Source organism: Vibrio aerogenes (assembly GCF_024346755.1).
Lineage (GTDB): Bacteria > Pseudomonadota > Gammaproteobacteria > Enterobacterales > Vibrionaceae > Vibrio > Vibrio aerogenes.
Genome location: NZ_AP024861.1, coordinates 2846776 through 2866301 on the forward strand (window position 1 = coordinate 2846776; position 19526 = coordinate 2866301).

11 protein-coding genes and 1 pseudogene are annotated in these 19526 nt (G+C 50.0%); 3 read left to right on the forward strand and 9 right to left on the reverse strand.

The window, feature by feature from the left end:
• The 3 genes and pseudogenes from OCV29_RS12590 to OCV29_RS12600 form a co-directional block, all read right to left on the reverse strand.
• Nucleotides 1-3591 carry a toxin VasX gene (locus OCV29_RS12590; protein WP_073603117.1) on the reverse strand — a complete coding sequence of 1197 codons (3591 nt, stop codon included), beginning with the start codon at nt 3589-3591 and terminating at the stop codon, nt 1-3.
• Nucleotides 3588-4394, reverse strand: a complete 807-nt coding sequence (locus tag OCV29_RS12595) for a DUF4123 domain-containing protein (protein ID WP_073603116.1) — start codon at nt 4392-4394, stop codon at nt 3588-3590. Before OCV29_RS12595 ends, OCV29_RS12590 begins: the two co-directional genes overlap by 4 nt.
• Nucleotides 4394-5605, reverse strand: a pseudogene (locus OCV29_RS12600) (type VI secretion system Vgr family protein); the annotation flags it as partial. The gene OCV29_RS12595 and the pseudogene OCV29_RS12600, both read right to left, overlap by 1 nt.
• 536 nt (nt 5606-6141) lie before the next feature.
• Between OCV29_RS12600 and OCV29_RS12605 the strand changes: the two are divergent.
• Nucleotides 6142-6342, forward strand: coding sequence for a hypothetical protein (locus OCV29_RS12605; protein ID WP_139281540.1), 201 nt, complete (start codon nt 6142-6144; stop codon nt 6340-6342).
• A gap of 78 nt (nt 6343-6420) precedes the next feature.
• Here OCV29_RS12605 and OCV29_RS12610 read toward each other — a convergent pair whose 3' ends face one another.
• The 6 genes from OCV29_RS12610 to OCV29_RS12635 form a co-directional block, all read right to left on the reverse strand.
• Nucleotides 6421-7545 carry a hypothetical protein gene (locus OCV29_RS12610; RefSeq protein ID WP_073603113.1) on the reverse strand — a complete coding sequence of 375 codons (1125 nt, stop codon included), beginning with the start codon at nt 7543-7545 and terminating at the stop codon, nt 6421-6423.
• A gap of 138 nt (nt 7546-7683) precedes the next feature.
• A complete protein-coding gene (locus tag OCV29_RS12615; RefSeq protein ID WP_261887330.1) occupies nt 7684-8802 on the reverse strand; it encodes a hypothetical protein in 1119 nt (372 codons plus the stop codon).
• Nucleotides 8803-8943: 141 nt separating this feature from the next.
• A complete protein-coding gene (locus OCV29_RS12620; protein ID WP_073606198.1) occupies nt 8944-10062 on the reverse strand; it encodes a hypothetical protein in 1119 nt (372 codons plus the stop codon).
• Entirely contained in the window at nt 10062-13568 is a 3507-nt protein-coding gene (locus OCV29_RS12625) for a toxin VasX (protein WP_073606199.1), read from the reverse strand. Before OCV29_RS12625 ends, OCV29_RS12620 begins: the two co-directional genes overlap by 1 nt.
• Nucleotides 13565-14440 carry a DUF4123 domain-containing protein gene (locus OCV29_RS12630; RefSeq protein ID WP_084193522.1) on the reverse strand — a complete coding sequence of 292 codons (876 nt, stop codon included), beginning with the start codon at nt 14438-14440 and terminating at the stop codon, nt 13565-13567. The genes OCV29_RS12625 and OCV29_RS12630 overlap by 4 nt, the downstream gene beginning before the upstream one ends.
• Nucleotides 14437-16590 (reverse strand): type VI secretion system Vgr family protein, encoded by a 2154-nt coding sequence (locus OCV29_RS12635; RefSeq protein WP_261887331.1) that lies wholly within the window; start codon nt 16588-16590, stop codon nt 14437-14439. The genes OCV29_RS12630 and OCV29_RS12635 overlap by 4 nt, the downstream gene beginning before the upstream one ends.
• A 599-nt stretch (nt 16591-17189) precedes the next feature.
• Here OCV29_RS12635 and OCV29_RS12640 point away from each other — a divergent pair.
• A complete protein-coding gene (locus tag OCV29_RS12640; RefSeq protein WP_073605976.1) occupies nt 17190-18404 on the forward strand; it encodes a pyridoxal phosphate-dependent aminotransferase in 1215 nt (404 codons plus the stop codon).
• A 182-nt stretch (nt 18405-18586) separates the two neighbouring features.
• On the forward strand, nt 18587-19378 hold the full coding sequence (locus OCV29_RS12645) for an SDR family NAD(P)-dependent oxidoreductase (protein ID WP_073605786.1): 792 nt from the start codon (nt 18587-18589) through the stop codon (nt 19376-19378).
• Nucleotides 19379-19526: the final 148 nt, after the last annotated feature.

Genomic DNA, 19526 nt, shown 5'->3' on the forward strand with positions numbered 1-19526 from the left:
TTACTCCTGATCTTCTTTTATTTTAGGCAGCTGGCAGTGAATCCAGCTCTGATCGCCTTTGTCTCTGAAATCCGGCTCTCCGGCCGGGTCATCCTGAGGTTCCGCTTCATCCAGTGGCGGCAGCGGGAAACAGGTATCATTGATCACAAACTGCGCCCGGGCAACAAAGCCGGGTTCGTAGTGATACAGTTCCAGCTTCATCCCCGGGATCCCCATCACCCTGGTCTCTTTCCGCTCTGGCGGAATGGTTTTGCTGTGCCGGTAACCATACAGCACGCCGTCTTCAGAGTTCAGTGTTTTTAACGGGGTATCATTAAAACTATCAATATTTTGCAGGGTATGTGTTCTGACAAATTCCGTCCGGCTGGAAGTATCCTGCAAGCGGCTTTTGTGCTCCATTATCCCCTGACGAACATAAAGCCGGGTATGCTCTTTCTGCTGATTAAACAGCCGGGACAGGTTGGAGCGCGCCCACAGCACATGAGTCACACCGGCCTGTTGCCATTCTGCCTGCACTTCCGGTGCTATATTGGTCTCTTTCCCGAGCGTGTACATACTGATATCAAAGCGGATCAGCACCCCCAGTAAACGCTCAAAAGCCGTATCCGGATCTGCCAGATACTGATAGTCATCTCCCGGCGTGTCGGTTGCAAACGGGCCATTAGCCAGCCAGGTTTCGATCGGGGTATCTTTGAGGAAGATATAAAGCACCCCGCCAACAATCGCAATCGCAAAAGCCCACGGGCAGGCTACGGATAAAAAGCTACCCTCTGCTGCAAGACCGCCAAAGGCTGCAAAGGTTGATCCCACACCAAAGGTCATTAAGGCCGCTGCGGCATCCATATCATTGTTACCCGCAAGCTGAACAGCCTCATAAATGGCGATTGCACCAGTCAGAACATCAGCCCAAAAACTGGCGAACATTAATTTAGTTAATGTCAGTTCTAAACCTGCCTTGGTAAAGAGTTTCCCTAACAATTTAGATGCTGATATCTCAAATAATGGTTTTTTTGCAATTGACTGAGCAAACCGGGATTCAGCCCCCAGAGCCATATTCGCACTGTGCGCCAGGGCAATTGAAAAATCTAACACTGCACTCATTGCATTAGCAAATGAATGACCAATATCTTTCAATTCAAAGAGATTTTCAAAATACTGCTTATTCGCCATCAGATTCAGTATTTCAATCCCGACCATCAGACGCGGAATATTCAGGGCTTCATAAGCATCTGCAATGGATTTGCTTTTAGCATAATCTGCCAGCGTGCGCTGGGTGCTGGGTTTGCTGTAAAGCGTAACCACCCCGGCTTCGGCCGGGGCAACAATCAGGGTAAAGGCACCTTTTTTACCCAGAACTTCAGCTCCCTCAGAGGCCTGACCCTGCATGGTTTTCAGCGCCGCTTTGCGGTTGGACGTGACCACCAGCTTCCCTTTGGCATCAAACAACCGGACGGATTTGCTTTTGTTGGTGTCGATATTGTGTAAAAACCTGCGATCAGCTTCTGTCAGGCCGTTTTTCAGGCCACCACCATCGACCCCAATCACAACGTAATTCTTTTTCACCTCGCCGACCTCAGCCAGCTCAAGCTGACCGAAAGCAGTGGGGCCTGTCACCTTCAGGGTGGATAACATGGGCACATACACACTTTTCAGTGACACACTCGCGGTCGTGGTCTTACTCAGGGTCAGCGCGATATCCGTCACCGCACTGTAATAATCTTTGAGAAAACCATTGATCATACCGGCAATCCGGCGCACCGTCGCAAATTCACCTTCTCCGTTCTCCCCGGCACCTTCGGCGTAAAGCTGGCCCATTTCAAATACTTCCAGCTGCTCTGGCTGAATCAGCAGATTCTCATCACCCCAGCGCGCCAACCCTGCGACTGTACACAAACCAGAGCCATCGTTCTCACCTGACACCGCCGTATAAGCCTCATCTACCGGGACTTCACCGTTTTCCGGAAACAACACTTCGTGCAACGGGTGACTCCGGTCATTGTTCAGCAAACTGACTAACTGAGAAAAATAAGGATTCTTGCGTTTGTAACCTTTTTCACCAATCCCCAGTGTATCGACGGCACTCAGTTCCATTCGCAGGGCACTGATCGCATTACCAACAATCTTATAAGCCGCTGCGGCATTGGCATCATCCATCGAGGTGATATCTTTCAGCCACACCGCCAGTTCCTTATTATTTAGCACACGGGAGAGCTTTTTCTGTAACTCATTCATCCGGGTAAACAGCAGCATTCGCTCGGTCAGCCGGGTGGTCCGGCGGAAAACGCCACCGGGACTGGCATCAAAGGAACGGTTCCCCATGAATTGATGATATTCGTTTTTGGTGTCTCCCCACTTCTCAGGGATGATAAAACGCTGCACCAGCTCTGCGGCTTTAAAATACTTCTGGGAAGCGGCATCATTGAGCAGCACACTCATCTCACCCATGCCAGACTGAACCAGATAGGTGAAATGACGCAGTTCAAACAAAGGATCATCAAAGATGATGCCACGCAGTTTCCGGGTTTTACCATCTTCAAGATAATCCCCGACACCCGTAATCTGATCCCATTGCGGTGATTCAGCTGGCCCCTCGGTGATCAATTCGTTACGCGCAGTCATCCGCAACATAAAATCATAGCGGTGTGGGTCAAGTTTATTGACAAGATCATTTCTATACTGACTGACCGCCGTCGCGCCATCATCCATCGCTGCCTGAATATCCGATTTTATCTGCTCATATTCACCTGACAGCCAGCTGCCCGCCAAATCCTGGCTGAAATCTTTCGGCTCACCCAGCAGCATTTCCAGCTCTGGCTCACGCGCCCGCACTTCTTTCAGCTCATCAAGCAGCATCGGCTCATAATCCGGCTTTTGCATCCGGGCTTTGAGGGCGTCCGGGTTGGCTTCCAGATAGTTCAGCCGTGAACCACTCCACTGCACTTCCGAAAAGGCAATCTGCACATCGGTGGTTTTACCGTTATCTTTCGACGGATACCAAATCTCTTTCAGAGGATTGCCGGTCGGCTCGCGCCGGGTTTGTGTCAGAAAAGGTTTATCCCGGCCTTCGCGGTAGCTGAAGAGGTAAATATCTTTAAAACAGGGCAGGCCATCGTCAGTGGCCGTGACTTCCACTTCCCGCCAGAATTTGCCGTTATACGCAATATAGATATACCCGTTACGGACCGGTGCGGTGCGCTCTTTATCTTTCTGACGGCTGCCTGCGATGTTTTTATCGAAGGTCGGCAGCAGCGTCAGCGGCAGAAAAGCCTGCACCATATATTTCTGGTGTTTCATCTGCCGTTTGGTGTGGGTCACATCTTCAAACAGCGGCAGGTGCAGCTGACCTTTTTCACCCTCGACTTTCAGCCAAACATTGCGGTTTTCTGTCTCATCACACCAGTCCCAGCTGTAAATCGTGCTGTCTGCCAGCTCTTTGTCGGTCTTCTTTTTCTTTTCCAGCGCAAACTGCTCTGCATTGTCGGTTAAATCATAAAACAGAAAATCCTGCGTGGTTGCATGAGACAGGCCGGTCACTTCAATTAAAAACAGTTTGCCGTCGCAGGCTGGCCCTTTTCCTCCGTCAATACTCACAGTGACACTCCTTTTAATGCTATGGATTCTAACTGGTTCACTTTCTCTGCCTCATTCAGGCGGGCGAACCCGGTTTCATCGGTATGGGTCAGCACCGGCGGCTGGCCGGTTTTGGCGGATAAATTCCGTAACCGGTATTTCAGTGCTTTTTCTTCAATATGGTGATGGTGACAAAAACGGGTCACAGCATGCTGAACCGGCCAGTCAATCGGGGCCCGGCTGTGTTGCGCCCACTGCACGATTTCACGCTCCTGAAACATCACTTCCAGCGCCTGCTCCTGAGAGGGCTGCAACACCCGGATATCCTGATCCGGATGGCTGGTGTAATCTCCGGCTTCCTGCCAGCACTGTGGCTCACTCAGGGTCTGACGGTAATACACCACCGAATATAAGCCGCCCAGCCAGCTGCTGGTCACCGCATCATCCGTGCGCGAGAAAAAGTAACCGGCAATTTGCGGCTGGTAATAATGCAGCAGCCCGCGGGTCTGGCCGTGGTAATAAACCAGCATCCGCCAGCGCAGTTGATCGGCCACCTCATCGGCAGAAAGCGAGTCCGGCGCTGAAAAATACAGGGTGTAAGCCGGGGGTAACTGCGTCATTAATGCATCGCCGCCACCATATTTCAGGGTAATAAGCAGCGGGCTTTGCGCCATTAACGGCTCCAGCGGCGTTGAGAGATACAGAGGCTCACAGTCATGGCCGTCCAGCCACTGATAAACCTGCTGGCGCAGATCCGGCGCGTCACTGACCAGTGCATACCAGCGCACCGGCTGGCCCTGATGTTCAGCTTTCAGTTTCAGCATCAGGCATTCCCCTTACACGGACATTTGTCGCCCAGCGGGCAGTTTTCACTGTCGCCCGGCTTCTGGCAGGTTTGGGTCACCGGGGTGCCCTGCTGAATATCTGTCGCGGCCTGTTGCACCATCGCAGGCGTCACCGGGATCACCGCTGGCGTCATCACTTTCGCCGGGGGCTTGGGTTTCTCCACATAATCCACAATCACCGCTTCCGCGCCGGTCATACCGGTGATGTCTGGCGGCACCAGCGCTTCGGGGGGCTCCAGGGCTTCGAGGATTTTGGGCATCACCGCATCTTCGCCGCCGTAGCCGCTGCCGCTGCCGCTGCCGCTGCCTGCGCTGCCGCCGGAGTTGAGGTTAATCGCTGGGCCGACCACACTCACGCCGCCCGGATCGAGCTTGACGAAGCTGCCGCCGACTTTGATGGTGATTTCACTACCCGCCTGAAGCACCACCGAGTTGCCGCCTTTGAGGTGCACTTCTGAGCCCGCATCAAGGGTTTGTTTACCCGCGACTTTCTGATGAAATTCTTTATCGACACTGACGGTACGGTTTTTGGCGATCTTGATCCGCTGCTCGCCTTCGATCACCAGATGATCGGCTTTTTTGACATTGCCGGAGTGGTTATTTTCGATTGTCTCGTGGCGGTCGTGTTTGATGTCGGTGGTCGAGTCGTTTTCGATCAGGGTTTCGACATCTTTCTGCGCGTGCAGATAAATCTTCTCGCTGCAGGACTGATCTTCAAAACTCAGCTCGTTGTAACCCTTGCCCTGATGGGTCTGGGTGCGCAGCACGGTCTTGGTTTTATTGGCTGGCAAGGCATACGGCGGAGTGTTGCTGGCATCATATGTCCGGCCGGTGACAATCGGTTGGTCCGGGTCGCCGTGCAGGAAAGACACAATCACTTCGTTGCCAATCCGCGGCACAGTCACCATCCCCTGCTGGCCGCCAGCCCAGCCCTGTGAAACACGGATCCATGCACTGCTTTTATCGTCCGAGCCGTCGTAGCGATCCCACGGGAAATGCAGTTTCACCCGGCCATGTTCGTCGGTGTAAATCTCTTCTCCCGGCGGGCCGACCACCAGCGCAATGCTGGGGCCATCAACGCGGGGCTTCGGTTGCGGATGCGCGCGCCAGACACTGTCGCCGGGAATTAAGGTGAACTGGTTGCTGTAGTCGGTCGCACCGCCGGAGCTGTCTTCTTCCAGCGCCTGCGTTCGGTCATCGACGAGATGAACGTTTTCGCGGTACTGGACGCACGACGAGGGTATCGTCACTGATCCCGTCGATGGTCAGCTTAAAATTTAGTCTTCTCATGGGGTAGAGTCATCAGTATCGCTGTTAAGAAGCAATCAATATAATCTCATATGAGATATATTTAAATCTTATTTATGAACTTTCTAAAAGTTATATCGATGAAGATCACACTTTTTTGTCTGCTAAAAACCCTACTTTCAATCCATTGACTTCATTGTCACCCCAACCGTAAACTACTGCCTTCACTGGCAAAATCCAGTGAATGGGATTGGCCTCTCAAACTGAAACCACTAGACATATAGAAGCTGGCATTTATATTAGTTTCTGTGTGGAGCCTTGGCACACCTGTACTTTTTCAGAATAACGGTGAGCTGAGCAGGGGCGCTTCGGCGCGCCGTTTCCTAGTGGGCGGTAAGGCCAACCTTGTTCAGTTCACCACCATATAGTTTGGCCTCTTTATGGTGGTGAGTTACCTGTCATAACCATTAGGAAAAGAATGATGCTTGAAATGCTTCCCTACAAACCCGACATTGCCCTGAAAGCACGGGAACTTATCCTCGAATTCAGTCAGACAATCGATGATCATCATACCGATGCTAAGATGATTGATCAGATACAAAACTATATGAATAACCTGATCACCTTACATGCTCTGCGGCATCAGGCGCTGGAGGATTCCGTTTCAGGGTTATCGTAGACAAAGCAAGGGGCATGTTGCCCCTTTAGAAGAATGATTTGCTGGCTTGGCTTATCGTGAAGCACGCCTTTATCCGGATCAGGCGTTCAAACTTTCCGCAGCCTGCTTTTTCTCTTTGCGTCGCTGCTGCGATTCTTCCCACGCCGGGCCATAAGTTTCCCTCAGATCATTGACTGTCAAAATCGTCTTGCCGCGTTGGTATTCATTTTCTGCCAGCTTGCGGTTAAAAAAGTTCAGTGCTTCACTGGGTTTGGCCCATTCTTCTTTGGGGAGCGGCTTGCTCCACTCCGCCACTTGCGGAAACTTCTCTGCCTTTTTCTGTAACTTGCGGATCACCCAGTTCATCCGCCAGATCGCGACCATCCGGCCACTGAGATACCACCAGTTTTTGATGTGATCAGGAAAATGCTTCCGCTTGATCCCCTGCTCATCGCAGTACTGCTGCACCATACCCTCCATCGTGACCGGCTGTGATTCACCAATCGCTTTGGGGCCGTCTTCCATAAAACTGCGGATCATCTCCCATTTCATCGCAGCATGAGTGCGGTCTAATGCGCTAATGCGCATGGAAGCCCAGAAATAACCGGATGCCACGTCATCATAAGCACCGATAAACAGGCTGCCCTCCCGCATCACCATATTTGGGGCCACAGCGGTGCCTTCCCCGGCCATCGCACACACCGACTCCCACGGGAAGAATTTTATTTCTGTCCGTTGTTTCCTTTTATTCCAGCGGCTCATCATCACTTCCCGCCGCTGACGGTGAAAACGAATCGGTAAGGCACGGGCGAGATCGCGGTGGGTATGAATCATAGCCAAAAATGCTGGGCCAAATGAGAGAGGGCCTATAGATAAAAGTCCAATTCCCATAAAAAGCTGAAAATAACTTAGCTCAGTGATAGGTTTTCCGTTCACAAACCAAGTTTCATAACTACGCTCTATAAGTCCACTAATACCTCCCATCAAGTTATAAATATATATGTATATTATCAATGAGACCGTGAAATTAATTATCAACATCTGAGTTTGCAGAATTAAACCACCATAGCTTCCCAGCTCAATATAACTCTCGGTTTTTGCTGTCAGCACCGCATCGGTTTCAGCCGGTTTCAGTCTGGTTTTGACCGGCAAGGGAGCCAGCACCGTATTGCGGCCCAGGTTTTTCTCGGTTTGCTGACCAGCAAAATAAGGGAATAATTTCATCAGTGGTTTCCTGCGGGAGTAAGCTAAATCATCTGTTCAACCATACAATTGTTTGATGATGGATTGAGGACGCTGAACCATGTCACCGAATCAGGCGGCCTGATTCGCCCGCGTCCCATTCTTTTTTACAGAGACAAATTACAAACTTTCCGCAGCCTGCTTTTTCTCTTTGCGACGCTGCTGCGATTCTTCCCACGCCGGGCCATAAGTTTCCCGCAGGTCATTGACTGTCAAAATCGTCTTGCCACGTTGGTATTCATTTTCTGCCAGCTTGTGGTTAAAAAAGTTCAGTGCTTCACTGGGTTTAGCCCATTCTTCTTTAGGGAGCGGCTTGCTCCACTCCGCCACTTGCGGAAACTTCTCTGCCTTTTTCTGTAACTTACGGATCACCCAGTTCATCCGCCAGATCGCGACCATCCGGCCACTGAGATACCACCAGTTTTTGATGTGATCAGGAAAATGCTTCCGCTTGATCCCCTGCTCATCGCAGTACTGCTGCACCATGCCCTCCATCGTGACCGGCTGTGATTCACCAATCGCTTTGGGGCCCTCTTCCATAAAGCTGCGGATCATCTCCCATTTCATCGCGGCATGAGTGCGGTCTAATGCGCTAATGCGCATCGAAGCCCAGAAATAACCGGATGCCACGTCATCATAAGCACCGATAAACAGGCTGCCCTCCCGCATCACCATATTTGGGGCCACAGCGGTGCCTTCCCCGGCCATCGCACACACCGACTCCCACGGGAAGAATTTTATTTCTGTCTGTTGTTTCCTTTTATTCCAGCGGCTCATCATCACTTCCCGCCGCTGACGGTGAAAGCGAATCGGTAAGGCACGGGCGAGATCGCGGTGAGTGTGAATCATAGCCAGAAATGCCGGACCAAATGAGAGTGGGCCCAAAGATAAAAGTCCAATTCCCATAAACACTAGAAAATAACTTAGTTCAGATACCCACTGCCCATTAATAAATACTCTTTCATAACTTCTTCCCACAACCCCACTGATTCCACCTAGATCAGTATATATATAAAGAAATGCTATGAATGAAACCAAAAAATTAATCAATAGCATCTGTGTTTGCAAAATTAAACCACCATAACTGCCCAGCTCAATATAACTCTCGGTTTTTGCTGTCAGCACCGCATCGGTTTCAGCCGGTTTCAGTCTGGTTTTGACCGGCAAGGGAGCCAGCACCGTATTGCGGCCCAGGTTTTTCTCGGTTTGCTGACCGGCAAAATAAGGAAATAATTTCATCAGTGGTTTCCTGCGGGAGTAAGCTAAATCATCTGTTCAACAATACAAATGTTTGATGATGATGGATTGAGGACGCTGAACCATGTCACCGAATCAGGTAGCCTGATTCGCCCGCGTCCCATTCTTTTTTACAGAGACAAATTACAAACTTTCCGCAGCCTGCTTTTTCTCTTTGCGTCGCTGCTGCGATTCTTCCCACGCAGGGCCATAAGTTTCCCGCAGGTCATTGACTGTCAAAATCGTCTTGCCGCGTTGGTATTCATTTTCTGCCAGCTTGCGGTTAAAAAAGTTCAGTGCTTCACTGGGTTTGGCCCATTCTTCTTTGGGGAGCGGCTTGCTCCACTCCGCCACTTGCGGAAACTTCTCTGCCTTTTTCTGTAACTTGCGGATCACCCAGTTCATCCGCCAGATCGCCACCATCCGGCCACTGAGATACCACCAGTTTTTGATGTGATCAGGAAAATGCTTCCGCTTGATCCCCTGCTCATCGCAGTACTGCTGCACCATGCCCTCCATCGTGACCGGCTGTGATTCACCAATCGCTTTGGGGCCGTCTTCCATAAAGCTGCGGATCATCTCCCATTTCATCGCGGCATGAGTGCGGTCTAATGCGCTAATGCGCATGGAAGCCCAGAAATAACCGGATGCCACGTCATCATAAGCACCAATAAACAGGCTGCCCTCCCGCATCACCATATTTGGGGCCACAGCGGTGCCTTCCCCGGCCATCGCACACACCGACTCCCACGGGAAGAATTTTATTTCTGTCTGTTGTTTCCTTTTATTCCAGCGGCTCATCATCACTTCCCGCCGTTGACGGTGAAAGCGAATCGGTAAGGCACGGGCGAGATCGCGGTGGGTATGAATCATAGCCAGAAATGCAGGAGTAAATGAGAGAGGGCCAGCAAGTAACAGTAAAATCCCAGCGACCAAATAAAAATAATTCAACTCAACAACCCATTGCTCATTAATAAACCTACCTTCATAGATACCTTCAACGAAACCACTGAGACCACCCATTAAATCATATAGATATATAAAGCCAATCAATGAAACAATAAAATTGATTAACAGCATCTGTGTTTGCAGAATTAATCCACCATAACTGCCCAGCTCAATATAACTCTCGGTTTTTGCTGTCAGCACCGCATCGGTTTCAGCCGGTTTCAGTCTGGTTTTGACCGGCAAGGGAGCCAGCACCGTATTGCGTCCCAGCTTTTTCTCGGTTTGCTGACCGGCAAAATAAGGGAATAATTTCATCAGTGGTTTCCTTTGGAAGTCGTCAGTTGCAATGTTGTTAAGGCAGCTTTCAGGGTCGTTTCTTTTACTACCTGTTCATCTCCGTCACCAAGTACTGACGCAGTAAAATGATGTGGATTGCCATCAACCGGTTTGGAAGTTTTTTCCGGATGCATCAGGTTAATGGTAAAACGAGCCCCCCCATGATCGGCAAACAGAATATTGCCCTGTGGCGTGGTAATTTCCACCAGCAAATCAAGATAACGCAAAGCGCTATATTTCTTACGACTAAGCGGCAGGGTAAATTCATACACAGTTTTTAACCCGTCATAACCGAGCTGGTGATATTTCAGCAGATTACTGGTAGTGATATCTTCCGGGGTTTTCTGCCCGGCAATAGTCATCATCCCGGCAAGTTTGACCTGCGCGGGAGCCGCCATCGGGATGATCAGGCGAAAACGTTTCAACTGATGCAATTCAACCTCGACCTGATAAGCATTATTGCCGTGACACACCCACTGTTTTTCCTTCACTGAGTCGGTTTCCAGCAGCAACTGTGGCGCCTGAATCACCTCCTGCCAGTGGCGTAACTGCGTCTTGTAATCCCAGCCCTGGTATTCATAACCGGGCCACCAGCCTTTTTTACCCCATTCACAGCGGCTGACCCAGTGTAGCAACGCGGTGGACTGCAAATAGTTATGCACCAGCTCCCCGCCGACAATCAACACCGTCGCCAGCAGCATCCACGGATTAAACTCCGCGGCATAGCGCATGGTAATTTCACCAGCCATACGAAAGGTAATTTTCTCGGCAATGGCATCGCTCACCACCCGGAAACCAATATATGTCAGCTGACCGGTTTTCCACAGCTGAATCCCATCCCCGGCCAACGCAAATGCGGATCCGGTCATGGCCGGTAAATCACGTTGTTTCCAGTCATGGTAAACCCTACCTATTTGCTTAGCACTATCACCAAGAGTGGCAAGAAAATTTATCGGTGCAATGGTTGCATTCCCGACAGCCACCACGCCACCGGCAATATTTTGTAATGGTTTGGTCGCCCCCTGTTTAATAATTGCCATAATGGAGATGGTCCGTGCAATCTCTACCCCGAATGCCACCCCTGCTGAAGCATAGCCAAGCATTGCTGCCGCATATTCCCCCATCTGAGGTATGGTTAGTTCAGATCGTTTTTCCATATCACTCCGGGTACTGATCCAGTTAAAATAACTGGCGACCAGCATCACAAACGACAGACTGCCACTGACAATGGCTCCGTTTGGCAGGGCTTTCACTGTTTTTATATCGGTGAGATCGACCTCAGCCTTGCCGAAGATCACCTCATTGGTTAACAGTTTACGTTGCCTTTCCAGAATGGCTTCTGCCTGCTCCTGCACTTCCCCGGCTTCGACCGAAATATGAGACGGCGGATGCTTCTGGTTGGGGCCGACAATCGGCTCATTGATTGCTCCCAGTTTCTGAAACTGTGCTTCACATTCCGCCGAAAGCTGATTCATCTCTTGTGTATAGCCGGCCCGTATCGCATCGGCTTTTTCCCGGCTTAGTCCTTTCATGTCATGAACGCCATTATATTTCGTTTTCAGCGCTTCCAGCCGGGCACGTTTTTCAAACAGATCGTCAAAGACTTTATTGATGACGGGTATATTTTCCGCAGAACCGGCCTTGAGTTTGACATTGGCATTTTTCTTCTGCCCGACCATCAGCGCCAGAATTCCCGGACGCGCCCGCCAGAGTAATTCATCTGCCCGTGCCTGAAGTGATTTCGCCGAACTCAATAATGCCGACAGTTCACCCACCGCTAAACCAGCCAGATAAGCGCCGTGTTTGCTCAGTTCATTCTGAACCTTCGGGCTCAGCTCGCCCAGCTCAACCAGATTTAAGCCCTGTAAAAATTCACGAAATTCTGTCAGCGCTGCGATACCGGTCAATACATCGTCCACATTTCCTTTGAGGGTTACTCCCTGAATAAACTCAGTTGGACCGACCTGATGCGCTTCCAGTGTCGCAATGTTTGTTGCATTGCCGATAAAGATTTGTAAATTCTGTTCACCAATGGATTTAAAGTAGAAATCCATTAACTTATGCAATTCAGGATCGAGCTTATCGATAGTTGAAAGCCAGTGATTTTCTGTTTGCAGCCGCGCAATCAGTGCTTCCTGATTTTCTTTATCAAACACCGGGATCACATCATAAGCTGCAAACATGGTTTGATTCCGGTCTTTGGCAATCTGATCGGTCAGCTTGCTCCAGTGCTGAATTTTCTGTTGTGCGTCAAAAAACCAGGCTTCCATCTCATCTTCACGAATCCGATCCAGCACGCCGCGATCCGTAAATTTAAGCGGGTCACCGTGCATGGTTTTTTCCTGCTCCAGGATGATCCGGTGAAACAGGGATTTTAATGCATCAGCAGGAACACCAATCTCATCCTCTGCAAATGATTTGTTCAGTGCGATTTCAGAATGATATTGAACAGTTGCCGGGTTTTCCTGTATCTCTTCAATATCAGTGGTATAGACGCTGTGACTCAGCGTGTAATTCCGGATATAAGTTTGATATTCATCATACGCATCGGCATATTGCTGATAACGTGCTTTCAGCTTGTCCGGATTCGCATCGGCATATGCCTTAATTTTTTCATCCTGTGCCAGCAGTTTAAAATGTTTTTTATCGACGGCGATTAACGCCTTAATCTGAGTGGCTGCAAAATGTTTCGCCCGGTTATTGTCTTCTTCGTACCAGTCATTCTGCATGTTAACAATGCTGATATAAGCACTTGCCAGCTGGGTTGTAATCCCTATCGGGTCTTCCAGAATCAGTATCGCTGCATCATCTTTATAAGTACTGAGAATATTCGCTTTCAGCGTATCGGCCTGAACCGCTTCCACCGGGTCAGTTTGCCAGCACCAGCGATAAGCTTCTTCATGGTCACTGTCATCCGGGTGTGCATCCGCAAGGTGATCCGCTAACTCTGCTGGTGGCAACAAATGTTTTGCGCCAGTCGTCGCTTTAAAACTTCCCACCGGGCAGCGTTGCATCATCCGGCTGCGAAGTTTGGAAGACATCAGCAGTTGTCCCTGCAATTTGGGGGAAATTGGCATCGGGCTGTACAGGACCTCGATTGAGCCACAGTAATCCACGACCAGTGCTTTTTCAGAATCAGTGTATACATACTCCTGATCGCCTGATTTTTTGGTCTGAATCTCTTTTTGTTCAAGCTTTTGTACTGAACCATCCGGCATCGCCTTAAAAGCATACATAATATCCGTGCGTCGGCTGTGAATCACATAAATATAACTTTCCACAGCCAGAGGACGTACCCCGATATGGCGGAATTTCACTTTACTTTTCAGCTGGCTGCTGATGGCTTTATGTTCTGTTTTCTTTTCGGTCAGTGCATAACGCACCGGTATTAGCTGAAGTTTATGTTTTTTATACGGGCATGTACCGACAGGACTCATTACATCCTGAGTACTTCCGTTACTGGCTCTGTCTGTAGACGTTGTCATAAAATCTGATTCTCCTGTGCCGCCGGGGTCTGAGAATAATGTTGCGCAAGTTGGCTTGCTGTTTCGATACGTTGTGCCGGAGTTTTCTCTGAGATCTGATGAATCAATGTGCCAATATCCGGCCACGGACTCTCCGCTGTAACCGCCCGTTCACCCAGTAAGCCGATAACATTGAAGTAATGCAGTTGATCACACTCAGTGGTAAAACCGAGTTGATAAGCAACGTTTGCAGCCTGCCCCAGCCAGAGGTCAAAGTCATCATGTTGCATTTTCAGGTGAGGAAACTCTTCAGTGATAAATATATCCAGCGATTCAAGCAGGTTTCGCCACATAATCTGACCAAATTGTTCCCACTGTAAGTCATTCAGCTTATAAGGAAATGGATGTGTTATTTCTTCCATTTCAGGACGTTCCAGAACCTTCCAGCCCAGACGGGTTGGCAGCCATGCTTTTTGCATGGGGTGCCAAAAACACCACGCCTGTGATTCCAGTAATACCCATGCCACTTCCGAATGTGCCATCTTCAGATAAACGTCACTGCCGTAAGGACTTAACACCTGAATCAGCTGATGAAACCAGTCGCCGATATCCGTTAAAGAAAATGAAGAGCTGAAAAAGAATCCGGCTGTCGGATTATCCTGTGCCCAAAACCAACGCTTGACATCATCGGTTGCTGTGACCAGATAAGGGGAAACATCTTTCAGCTCATCATGGGGTGCATGAATATAAACCGGCTCTAAAGGTGGCACCTCTGGAATTTGGTACAGGGACTGAGCGATGTTTTTAATCTGTCCGCCATCGACCAACAAATACAGCGTTTGCTGATCGGGCGCGTAGATATCCGGAATCTGAGTATTAAACCGACTCATCATGATTGTTTTTTCGCCTCTTCACAGACTTCACAGACAGGGGCTTTGGTACTTAATGTACTGAGCTGGCGGCTAACCAGTTGAGGAGAGCGCTTCGGCGTTTGCTTCGCCGCTGGCTTCTCCTTCTCCACATAATCCACAATCACCGCCTCCGCGCCGGTCATGCCGGTGATGTCTGGCGGCACCAGCTCTTCGGGGGGCTCCAGGGCTTCGAGGATTTTTGGCATCACCGCATCTTCGCCGCCGTAGCCGCTGCCGCTGCCTGCGCTGCCGCCGGAGTTGAGGTTAATCGCCGGGCCGACCACACTCACGCCGCCCGGATCGAGCTTGACGAAGCTGCCGCCGACTTTGATGGTGATTTCACTACCCGCCTGAAGCACCACCGAGTTGCCGCCTTTGAGGTGCACTTCTGAGCCCGCATCGAGGGTTTGTTTACCGGCGACTTTCTGGTGGAATGCTTTATCGACGCTGACGGTGCGGTTTTTGGTGATCTTGATCCGCTGCTCGCCCTCAATCACCAGATGATCGGCTTTTTTGACATTGCCGGACTGGTTGTTTTCGATCGTCTCGTGGCGGTCGTGTTTGATATCGGTGGTTGAGTCGTTTTCGATCAGGGTTTCGACATCTTTCTGCGCGTGCAGATAAATCTTCTCGCTGCCGGACTGGTCTTCAAAACTCAGCTCGTTGTAACCCTTGCCCTGATGGGTCTGGGTGCGCAGCACGGTTTTGGTTTTATTGGCTGGCAAGGCATACGGCGGGGTGTTGCTGGCATCATACGTCCGGCCGGTAACAATCGGTTGGTCCGGGTCGCCGTGCAGGAAGGAGACAATCACTTCGTTGCCAATCCGCGGCACCGTCACCATGCCCTGCTGGCCGCCAGCCCAGCCCTGTGAAACTCGGATCCAGGCACTGCTTTTATCGTCCGAGCCATCGTAGCGATCCCACGGGAAATGCAGTTTCACCCGGCCATGTTCGTCGGTGTAAATCTCTTCTCCCGGCGGACCGACCACCAGCGCAATGCTGGGACCATCAACTCTTGGTTTGGGCTGTGGATGCGCGCGCCAGACGCTGTCGCCGGGAATTAAGGTGAACTGGTTGCTGTAGTCGGTCGCACCGCCGGCGCTGTCTTCTTCCAGCGCCTGCGGCTGACTGCCGGTGTGCGACACCTGAACCGCCAGCCAGAGCCGGTTCATCGCATCATCGTCGTGCTCTTTGACTTCAAACCGCTGCCCGGCCTGAATTTTGGTTTCATCACTTTTACCTGTAACCGTGTGCGCGGCGCGGCGCAAATATTCCAATCGAATTTTATTGAAAGCTTTGCCGTTACCGTCGTCTTTGAAGCGGCCGGGGAAGTCGAAATGCTCGTACATCTCTTCCTGATAATCCATCGCCGTGCCGTCTTCTTTTTGTGAGAAGTTGTAGTCGGGCTTTTTAAAGCTGTAATCGCGCATCTCAATCGAGCTGACTTCAGAGCGTTTGCGTTCGGTCATCGACGAGATATAACCGTCCGGATTCGCACCACCGGAGAGGCAGTTATACGGCGCTTTGCCGCCGAGTTTCGGGAAGCCTTTGTCGTGGTCGGTGATCACCAACATATGTTTGCTGTCTTCGTGGGTAAACATGTACATCATGCCTTCTTCGGCCGCGAGACGGTGGAAGAAAGCCAGATCATTTTCCCGGTACTGGACGCAGTATTCGCGCACGGCTGGCGTGCGTTTGAGGTCAAAGCAGAAATCGGAAATGCCCATTTCACCGAGGATGATTGAAATGATGTCCTGAGCATTTTTCTGCTGGAAGATCCGGCTGTTGCGCCGCAAAGCCAGGCGTTCCAAAGACGGCACCAAAGTGATCGAATAAAAAGTGTGGTGGTGGCCGGTGTCGTGTTTGTCCAGTGCGCGGATCACGCCGTGAACCTTCTGCACCACTTTGCCGTTGCGGATCACTTCCAGCAGCGCTTTGCTGTCGATGATTTTCTTCGCGGGCAGGCTGGAACTGCTGCGGCTGGCTAAATCAATGTGATAACGGTAGCCGAAATAAGGGTTGCCACTGCTGTCGACTGCGTCTGAAATGGACTCGTCCCCGTGAAAACCACGCACGACGAGGGTATCGTCACTGATCCCGTCGATGGTCAGCTTAAAATTTAGTCTTCTCATTGATTAGCCTGTACGTTGTGATGATTTATACACCCGAATTCCATCTGTATCTGTTGATGTCAGATACAAACTTATTTGTATATAAAAAAATTTGCTCTGGTATTTTTTATATCAATACATTCTGTATACAAAGCAACCAAAGCGTTGATTTTACGCATCAATAAAGCCGGATATGCGAAATTTACAAAAATTGTTTGTATTCTACACATTTGAGTGAACCTTCATCATAATGAGAGATATCTTTTTATCACTCGTTGAATAGATTGGGGTAAATATCACATTTAAAAAAATATTCAGTTGCAATTCATCAAATTGCACAAAATCTAATAGTCAAGAAAACTGCTTAAAATACATCCGGTTCACGTCATCTTATTTCCCGGAAAATCTCCCTGACAAACAACATTTAATCAGCATGAAAATTTACCATTATTAAACCAGCCAGCACACCTGTTCACTTTATCGAATCAGTTCAGATAATTACACTGACACAGATTTCTCTGTTGTAACCGACATAAAAGATATTTTTAGATTTTTATACTTTTAAACGGGGATTTAGTGTAACTTAATAAAAAAAATCAATGTTTTTCGGGGAATCAACAATGCAAAATATCGGGATGTCATCAAAATTAGACAATGTATGCTACGACATCAGAGGACCGGTCTTAAAACATGCCAAGCGTATGGAAGAAGAAGGCCATAAAATTCTGAAGCTGAATATCGGCAACCCGGCCCCGTTTGGTTTTGATGCCCCGGATGAAATTCTGGTGGATGTCATTCGCAATTTGCCGACGTCTCAGGGCTATGCGGATTCCAAGGGCATTTACTCTGCCCGCAAAGCCGTCGTTCAGCATTACCAGAAAAAGGGATTACGCAGTCTGGATGTGGAAGATGTATATGTCGGTAACGGGGTTTCCGAGCTGATTGTCATGGCGATGCAGGCATTGCTGAATAATGGCGATGAAATGTTGGTACCGGCACCGGATTATCCGCTGTGGACAGCTTCAGTTGCACTTTCCGGCGGCAATGCGGTGCATTATCTGTGTGATGAGTCGGCAGACTGGTTTCCGGATCTCGATGACATCAGAAAGAAAATTACCCCGAAAACCCGCGGCATTGTGCTGATCAACCCGAACAACCCAACCGGTGCCGTCTACAGCCGGGACTTTCTGCTGGAAGTGATTGAGATTGCCCGCAAGCATAAGCTGATTATTTTTGCCGATGAGATCTACGATAAGATCTTATATGACGGCGCCACACATACCTCGATTGCCACACTGGCCGACGACGTGTTGATGGTCACATTCAATGGTCTGTCAAAAGCATACCGGGTGTGCGGCTTCCGCAGTGGCTGGATGTTCCTGTCCGGGCCGAAACATCTGGCGCAGGAATATGTTGCCGGGCTGGATATTCTGGCATCCATGCGCTTGTGCGCCAATGTGCCGATGCAGCATGCGATCCAGACAGCACTGGGTGGGTATCAAAGTGTCAATGAGCTGATTCTGCCCGGCGGACGACTGCTGGAGCAGCGGGATCGGGCCTGGGAGATGATTAATGATATTCCCGGTGTGTCCTGTGTTAAACCGAAAGGTGCGATGTATCTGTTCCCGAAAATTGATACCAAAAAATTTAATATTAAAGACGACCAGCAAATGGTGCAGGACTTTCTGATTCAGGAAAAGGTGTTACTGGTGCAAGGCACCGGCTTTAACTGGCCGAAACCGGATCACTTCCGGATCGTCACCCTGCCTCATGTCGAAGAGCTGGAAATTGCGATTGGCCGTCTGGAGCGTTTCCTCAGTACTTACCGGCAATAGTCGTTATTAAAGCAGTATGGATAAGCAGCGGCACTTATCGACACCGACCGACAAAAATATTGATGAAATGCTGCACTTATCAGCGGTTACTCACGCTTCAGGCCCGGCCTCTGCGCCGGGCTTGACTGCACCAGCCACATCAAGCAATCTACTGCGTTATCAACGGATAACGGAACCTGTTTATGAATTCTCAACACCGGGCACTGATCACCGGCGCTTCCGGCGGTATCGGTATGGCGCTGGCTCGTATTCATGCGGCTCAGGGCGGAGATTTGGTCCTTGTAGCGCGCTCTGAAGATAAGCTCAACCAACTGAAAGCAGAGCTGACCACACAATATGCGGTCGATGTGGTTGTGATTGTTGCTGACCTCTCTCAGCCCGGTGCGGCAGCGGCTATTTACAGTCAAACCCAGGCCGCTGATCTGCAAATCGATATTCTGATCAATAATGCCGGATTTGGCGGACACGGTTATTTCCATCAGCGGGATGCAGCAACCGAGATGGCCATGATTCAGGTCAATATCGCCAGCCTGACGCAACTGACGCACTGCTATTTGCCGGACATGGTGGCTCGCGGCCAAGGCCGGGTTCTCAATGTCTCTTCTGTTGCATCTTTCTTTCCCGGCCCGCTGATGGCGGTTTACTATGCGACCAAAGCTTATGTCACGTCTTTTTCTCTCGCACTGGCAGAGGAATTGACCGGGAAAGGCGTCACCGTGACTGCGCTGTGTCCCGGCCCGGTGGATACCGGCTTTATCCGCACCGGACAGCTGGAAAATGTTGCGGTATTCCAGCAGGCACGCTCAGCTGAGTCAGTCGCCCGGACCGGCTATCGGGCGATGATCCGCGGCCAGTTGATTGCCTTTGATCATATCAAATACAAATGCCTGGTGAACTGGATTGCCCCGCTGCTGCCACGCAGACTGACGCTGAAGTTGTCCCGGCTGGTCATGGCGCGGAGCAAGCATCAATGAGATGACTATCGTAAATTTGTTCTCTTCAATTCATAAATATTCATTCAATATCAGACATTGATCTCACTTTTTTAAGTCTGGTTATTCCTTCACCAGATACATCTCCTTATACTGGATATGCATCTGGTTTTATTTATACAAAAACCAT

Bases quoted from the DNA above. Each gene is read 5' to 3' on its own strand.
- OCV29_RS12595 (WP_073603116.1), bottom strand. From the start codon at position 4,394: ATGCTGAAACTGAAAGCTGAACATCAGGGCCAGCCGGTGCGCTGGTAT.
- OCV29_RS12605 (WP_139281540.1), top strand. From the start codon at position 6,142: ATGATGCTTGAAATGCTTCCCTACAAACCCGACATTGCCCTGAAAGCA.
- OCV29_RS12610 (WP_073603113.1), bottom strand. From the start codon at position 7,545: ATGAAATTATTCCCTTATTTTGCTGGTCAGCAAACCGAGAAAAACCTG.
- OCV29_RS12615 (WP_261887330.1), bottom strand. From the start codon at position 8,802: ATGAAATTATTTCCTTATTTTGCCGGTCAGCAAACCGAGAAAAACCTG.
- OCV29_RS12620 (WP_073606198.1), bottom strand. From the start codon at position 10,062: ATGAAATTATTCCCTTATTTTGCCGGTCAGCAAACCGAGAAAAAGCTG.
- OCV29_RS12625 (WP_073606199.1), bottom strand. From the start codon at position 13,568: ATGACAACGTCTACAGACAGAGCCAGTAACGGAAGTACTCAGGATGTA.
- OCV29_RS12630 (WP_084193522.1), bottom strand. From the start codon at position 14,440: ATGATGAGTCGGTTTAATACTCAGATTCCGGATATCTACGCGCCCGAT.
- OCV29_RS12635 (WP_261887331.1), bottom strand. From the start codon at position 16,590: ATGAGAAGACTAAATTTTAAGCTGACCATCGACGGGATCAGTGACGAT.
- OCV29_RS12640 (WP_073605976.1), top strand. From the start codon at position 17,190: ATGCAAAATATCGGGATGTCATCAAAATTAGACAATGTATGCTACGAC.
- OCV29_RS12645 (WP_073605786.1), top strand. From the start codon at position 18,587: ATGAATTCTCAACACCGGGCACTGATCACCGGCGCTTCCGGCGGTATC.